The organism is Microtetraspora sp. AC03309 (genome assembly GCF_020826795.1).
GTDB classification, from domain to species: domain Bacteria; phylum Actinomycetota; class Actinomycetes; order Streptosporangiales; family Streptosporangiaceae; genus Microtetraspora; species Microtetraspora glauca.
Genome location: NZ_JADDIL010000155.1, coordinates 1 through 5,807, shown reverse-complemented (window position 1 = coordinate 5,807; position 5,807 = coordinate 1). Strand labels below are relative to the sequence as shown.

Genomic DNA, 5,807 nt, shown 5'->3' with positions numbered 1-5,807 from the left:
CTTCAAGCGGGCATGGGAGGCCAAGGACATCGACGCCCTCGTCGGCCTCCTCGACCCCGACGCCACGGCGACCGGCGACGGCGGCGGCCTGGTCAGTGCCGCACTCCACCCGATCGAAGGCGCCGAGCAGGTCGCGCGTTTCTTCGCCGATCGGGCCAGTGCGGTACCCGAAGTGACGATCGCGGAGTGCACGGTCAACGGTCAGCCCGGTCTGGTCGCTCAGCTGGACGGTGTCACCGTGTCGGTGCTGGCGTTCGACGTCGCAGGCGACCGGATCAAGCATATTTGGGCGATACTCAACCCCGACAAGCTCCGGCCTTGGACGACGGGCTGACACGCGTCTGCGCACCATCGGCTCCGCCGCCGCTTCGAACGCGACGGCCAGGTCGTCGACTTCTCCCTCTACCTGGCCGCCGCGTTCGTCACCGTCCGCGCACTCATCCGCCGAGCAGGACCCCGCTACCGCTGGGACGCCCGACCGGATCACGCCGACGCCGGTAACGGACTATTGGCGGCCGCTCTTGGAAAAAGGCCCGCGGCACGACTGTTTCGCAGGATGTGTCCCGAGGGCGGTTCCGGAGACATGTCCGCTCTGCGGACCCCCGTCCCGTACGGCTCGCCCGAACGCGGGCCGGGCCGTACGGGACGGGTCGGGGGTCGGTCTCGAACGGTTCGGTGATCACGCCGGGGGCGTGAGGCCGGGGTGGCCGCGACGGTCCTCGGAGGTGAAGGCGGGACGGGCCCCGCTTTCAGAGGTAGAGGCCGGTGCCGTGGTCGGTCTGCTGGGTGGCCACGGCGTGCAGGTCCCGCTCGCGCATCACGAGGTAGACCTGGCCCTGGACGTCGACCTCGTACTGCTCCTCGGGGTTGAACAGGACCTTGTCGCCGACCTTCACCGCTCGGGCGTTGGCCCCGACACCGCAGACCTCACCCCAGATGAGTCGGTTGGCCATCTTGACGGTGGCCGGGATGACGATGCCCGCGCTGCTCCGCCGCTCCTCGGCGTCCTGCTCAGCCTTGACCATGACGCGGTCGTGGAGCATCTGAATCTCGAATTTGGGGTCAGCCACTCTCGCAGTTTACGCGCGCCCGAGCTTCCGGAGGGAAGCGCGCCTACCGGCCCATCGCCAGCTTGTAGCCGGTGCCGGAGGTGCGGTAGACCCGTCCGCTGCCCCACTTCAGGACCTCGAAGTTCACGTGGACGCTGTTGGACCGGACGCCGGTCAGGTCGGCCATCATCTTCTCGGACAGGTCGATGATCGCGGGAAGGTCGTGCTGGGCGACGGCCCACTCCGCCGGGCCGAAGTCCTCGACCACGCCGACGACGCTCTTGCCGTTGTAGCTGACCTTGACCTTGGTGCCGAGCGGCCAGTACGGGCTGGCGATGGTCTGGTAGCGCATCGGCTTGCCCGACGCGGTCTGGGCGTCCCAGAAGGACGTCGCGGTGGCCCGGCCGGCGGGCAGCTTCTTGGCCTTGCCGGATGCGCCGGTCTTGGAGGTGCCGGTCTTGGAGGTGCCGGTCTTGCTGGCGGAGGGCTGGGTCGCCGTGCTCTTCTCGCTCGTCTCCGTGGCGGTGACCTTGACGGGAGGGGCGGCCTGGGCGGCGGCGACGGTGCTGTCAGTGCTGGTGCTGGTGCTGGTGGTGCTCTGGGTCTCCGCGGACGGACCGGGCTGGGCGATCGCCGAGGTATCGGCGGCGGGGGGAAGCTGCGCGAAATGCGCGGCGTCGCCTCCCTGGCCCGACGACATCACCACGGCCGCCGTCGTCACGCCTCCGACGAGCGTGAGACCTGCGGTCACGGTGATGATCGCCTGGCGGGCTCGCTTCTGCATGAGCATCCTTTCGCTGAATCGCAGATCAACCCGGAGGGGGACCGGGTGTGAGCGCCGTCGCGAGAAGACGTTCGGCCACCGGCGGGGGATCGATGGCGGCCGGTTCCGGGCAGGCGAAATCACACGCCCGGCGGGGGTGAACTGGGGGGCTCCCGGGGGAAGGGAGGGACACGTCGTCTCAGGAGGTTTGCGACGGCATTGCGATATTTGGGGATTAAGTACGCAAGTGGGTATTGCGTGGCACGAGTATAGGCAATATCTGGGTAAACAGGACAAACAGTGCTAAACCGGAGGTAGATCTTCCTTGCCATACTGGCCTCGGAGAGCGCTCTCATAGCATGATCGACCAGGCAGGAACGAGCGCCGGACTAAGGGGACGCGATGCCGTACACAGACTGGGAATGGGTCAACGAACCCCGCGACTGGGCGGCGGGCGAGGGGCTTCGGATGGTGGCCGACCCGTCGACCGACCTCTGGCAGAAGACCCACTACGGGTACTCCTATGACACCGCCCACATGTTCGGCCGCGTCATGCCCGGCGACCTGCGGATCACCGCGACCTTCGAGATCGACTGGGCCGAGCAGTACGACCAGGCCGGGGTCGTCCTCAGGATCGACGAGGAGAATTGGATCAAGGCCGGTGCCGAGTTCGTCGACGGCACGCCGTACATCAGCGTGGTCGTCACGCGCGGCTGGTCGGACTGGTCGGTGACCGCCGCGCCCGGGAGCTTCGGCTCGATCACCATGGATCTCGAGCGGGCAGGGGACGCCGTCACGGTCCGATACGGGCTCGACGACGCGAAGCCGGAGCAGATGTTGCGGCTGGCCTACTTCCCGCCGGCCGTTCCCGCCCTGGCGGGCGTGATGTGCGCGGCCCCCGTGGGAAAGGGTTTCGAGACCCGGTTCAGCCGCGTCTCCCTCACCTGACCTGGATCGCGCACGACGGTCCTCCACGCACTTCTGGTGGGGTCGCGTCCGGAGCACGGCATGCCGCCGAACATGTGTCGATAGGCCGGGAAGCGGAGGGGGCGAGAACAGCCGGCTGCCCCGGTCCGCCCGTCGTGGCCCCCCGGTGGTCGTGCCGTCCGGGCATCTGGGCGCTCGCGCCGCTCCTGAACGGTGAAACGTTGCGGGGAGCGCCGAACGATCCGCGGCCTACGTTGGCACTCATGCCCCACGACCACCTGACGATCGCACCGAGCATCCTGTACTTCGGGACGCCTGTCGCACTGCTGTCCACCGAGAACGAGGACGCCTCCTTCAACCTCGCCCCGATGTCCTCCGCCTGGGCGCTGGGCCAGGTGATCGTGCTCGGACTCGGCACGGACAGCCAGACCGCGCACAACCTCGCCGCCCGGCCCGACCTGGTGATCAACCTGCCGGATCCGGCGCAGTGGGCGGCGGTGGAGCGCCTGGCTCCACTGACAGGGCGTGAGCCCGTACCGGCGCGCAAACGGGACACCTTCCGCTTCGAGGCGGCGAAGTTCGAGGCGGCGGGGCTACGGTCTGAACCGTCCGACGTGGTCCGGCCGCCTCGGGTGGCCGAGTGCCCGATCCAGATCGAGGCGCGGGCCGCCCGCGTCCAGCCGGACGCCACCGGCGCGTTCCAGATGATCGAGGCCCACGTGGTGCGGGTGCACGCGGACCCCCGCATCGTCGTCCCCGGTACGCAGCACATCGACCCGGCGGCGTGGAGCCCGCTGATCTACAACTTCCGGCACTATTTCCGGCTCGGCCGTGAGCTCGGGCACACCTTCCGTTCGGAGACGGTATCCGGCAGGGTCAGCGCGCGGGGAGCGTGAACTCGGCGAACACCGCCAGATGATCGGTGCTGGTGAGCCGGTGGACGCCGAAGGACCCCGCCGCCGCGCGTGGATCGACCAGGATGTGATCCAGCGTGACCGGAGGGATTCCCCAGCCGTTGAACCTCCACCGCCGGTAGGGCCATGTGGTCGTGAGACCGTCTCCCGTCGTGGCGGCGGCGTCGTGGTACCCCGCGTCCAGCAGGTGCCGCATCCGTGCGTGATCCAGCGTGGCGTTGAAGTCCCCGGCGAGGATCCGTACCGGACCATCGGGCAGGGGCAGCGCCGCCAGCCCGTCCGCCCAGCACTCCATCCTCTCGGCGTAGCGCGGAGCGCACGGATGGACGGAGACGACGGAGACCTGCGGTGCGCCGGGCACGTCCACCATCGCCGCCACCTGCCGGAACTTGCCGAACTCGATGAGCTGTCCCTGAGCGAGCGGAAACCGGCTGAATATCCCGGACCCCTGCGCGCGCTGCACGGGCACGTCCACGTGGTACGGCAGCAGCTTGTCTATGCCGGCGTCGCGCAGGCCCTCGGCGGCCGATGGAGTGAGTTCCTGCAACGTCAGCACATCGGCGCGGAGCTCCCGTACGAGATCGATCAGCTTCTCCGGCGGCACCGACCCCATCATGAGATTGGAGGAAAGGACCCTCAGCTGGGGCCCTGCGGCAGGCGGGTTGCCCCCGGGGATCGCGCGCGGCACCACGCAGGCGGCGAGCGATCCGGTGACCACCATGCTCGCGGCGAGTGCCGTCCACCTTCGGGACACCAAAGCGAGCAATGGGACGGCCACCGAGGCGAGAGCGACATACGGCGTGAAAGCCACCGCCCGTACCCACTGGAAGTGCACGTCTCCCGGGATCAGTCGCAGTACGGCCCACGCGGCGAATGGCACGATGGACACCCACACCAGAACGCCGACCCATCCGCGCCGTGCCCGCTTGCCTGTGGTGCGGGCCGCTGCCTCCGTACGCGCCGGGTCCGGTGTATCCGCGGGGCTCTCCGTGCCAGCCGAGCACATGGAAGGGTCGGGGTTCTGCGCCTGCGCCGTACCTTCGGCGGAGGGGTGTCCCGCACGCGTGGGATCCGCGGCGGGATCGGGGAGATCTCCGGAGTCTGCTACGGCTGCGGATTTCTCCTGCGTGGGGCCGTCTGTATGTGCGAGTTCATCCATTGATGTGGGGATCTCTGCCTGTTCTGAGAGCTCGAACGAGCGATGTCGTCTACGTGGGGAGTGCTGTGTGGTCGTTGGCGTTGGCGTTGGCGTTGGCGTTGGCGTTGGCGTGGGCCGTGAGCGAGCGCGGAGTCGTGGGGCCGTCTACTACTTCTTGCCGCCGACGCCGCAACCGGTTCACGGCGGCGGCGACAACCGTTCGGCACGCCACACGCGAAGCGGTGTCGCGTGGTTGTCGGGCTTGATCGTCCGGCGCCGAGCGTACTGGTGGATACCTGCCCGGCGTTGTTCAAAGCCGATTGTTGGATCGTGCGTTGGAAGGTCCGGTTGGGGCCTGCCGGATTCGAGTGGCCGTTGATCGTCGCGGACGACTGCGTTGACCGTCTGGGACGACCGCGCGGTGGAATCCGATCGGGCGCTTACGTGGTGAAACCCGATAGTGCCCTATGTGGCGAATTCTGCTTGGGTGGCCGTTCTGTGGATGTTGTGGCAGGCCGATCGCGGGGACGGCATATCAATAATTGCCGACCGGACGGGATCAGTGCTCATAAATGCGCCCGGAGCGCGGACGTGCGGATCGCGGAGTTCACTTATGGGATAACCAGCGGTGGGGCGTTATATATGGGTATTGGTCGGGGGTTGGCGCGGAAGTGGGTTGGCGCGGAAGTGCCGGGGTTGTGGCGAAGCGACAAGATCAAGCGCTCCGCTGGCGGGAGATGTATGGCTCGCTGGCCTGGGGCTTCTACCCCTCGCCTCATCGGGCGCGCGCTGTGATAATGCCCACTCCTTGAAATGTCGGATTTATTATCATTGTGAAGTCCGTGGGTGATGATCAAACGCGCTCCCGCGTCGAAGTGATGCTCCCAATAGGGGATATCTGGCCATATTTCTGTCGCAAAATTCACGCCACTCGCCCGTTGCGAATATGCGTTCGAGTATGGCATCATTCATATACGCGTTCGAATATCGGGAGGGGTGAGCGTGGCGGAGTTCTT

At 67.5% G+C, this 5,807-nt stretch carries 6 protein-coding genes and 1 pseudogene; 4 read left to right on the top strand and 3 right to left on the bottom strand.

Annotation, left to right across the window (positions count from 1 at the left end):
- Together IMZ11_RS41630 and IMZ11_RS41625 are read left to right on the top strand one after the other, a co-directional pair.
- Window positions 1–334: nuclear transport factor 2 family protein (locus IMZ11_RS41630; protein WP_228648957.1), on the top strand; the 334-nt coding region annotated here is incomplete at its 5' end.
- Between the two features lie 24 nt (window positions 335–358).
- Window positions 359–481: pseudogene (locus tag IMZ11_RS41625) on the top strand (IS5/IS1182 family transposase); the annotation flags it as partial.
- 268 nt (window positions 482–749) lie between these two features.
- On the opposite strand, the gene IMZ11_RS41620 reads toward IMZ11_RS41625, so the two are convergent.
- Both IMZ11_RS41620 and IMZ11_RS41615 read right to left on the bottom strand, forming a co-directional pair.
- Window positions 750–1,070: a co-chaperone GroES gene (locus IMZ11_RS41620; RefSeq protein ID WP_061261353.1), complete on the bottom strand. Its 321-nt coding sequence runs from the start codon at window positions 1,068–1,070 to the stop codon at window positions 750–752.
- Window positions 1,071–1,113: 43 nt separating this feature from the next.
- Window positions 1,114–1,833: a septal ring lytic transglycosylase RlpA family protein gene (locus tag IMZ11_RS41615; protein WP_228648955.1), complete on the bottom strand. Its 720-nt coding sequence runs from the start codon at window positions 1,831–1,833 to the stop codon at window positions 1,114–1,116.
- A gap of 381 nt (window positions 1,834–2,214) precedes the next feature.
- On the opposite strand from IMZ11_RS41615, the gene IMZ11_RS41610 reads away from it, so the two are divergent.
- Both IMZ11_RS41610 and IMZ11_RS41605 read left to right on the top strand, forming a co-directional pair.
- On the top strand, window positions 2,215–2,760 hold the full coding sequence (locus IMZ11_RS41610) for a DUF1349 domain-containing protein (protein WP_228648952.1): 546 nt from the start codon (window positions 2,215–2,217) through the stop codon (window positions 2,758–2,760).
- A 242-nt stretch (window positions 2,761–3,002) separates the two neighbouring features.
- Window positions 3,003–3,635, top strand: coding sequence for a flavin reductase family protein (locus IMZ11_RS41605; protein ID WP_228648950.1), 633 nt, complete (start codon window positions 3,003–3,005; stop codon window positions 3,633–3,635).
- Here the strand turns inward: IMZ11_RS41605 and IMZ11_RS41600 are convergent.
- Complete coding sequence (locus tag IMZ11_RS41600; RefSeq protein WP_228648948.1) at window positions 3,616–4,542, bottom strand: endonuclease/exonuclease/phosphatase family protein; 927 nt, start codon at window positions 4,540–4,542, stop codon at window positions 3,616–3,618. The two genes, IMZ11_RS41605 and IMZ11_RS41600, sit on opposite strands and share 20 nt — an antisense overlap.
- Window positions 4,543–5,807 lie beyond the last annotated feature (1,265 nt).

Coding starts and splice junctions, on each gene's coding strand:
- IMZ11_RS41605 (WP_228648950.1), top strand. CDS start 3,003: ATGCCCCACGACCACCTGACGATCGCACCGAGCATCCTGTACTTCGGG.
- IMZ11_RS41610 (WP_228648952.1), top strand. CDS start 2,215: ATGCCGTACACAGACTGGGAATGGGTCAACGAACCCCGCGACTGGGCG.
- IMZ11_RS41615 (WP_228648955.1), bottom strand. CDS start 1,833: ATGCAGAAGCGAGCCCGCCAGGCGATCATCACCGTGACCGCAGGTCTC.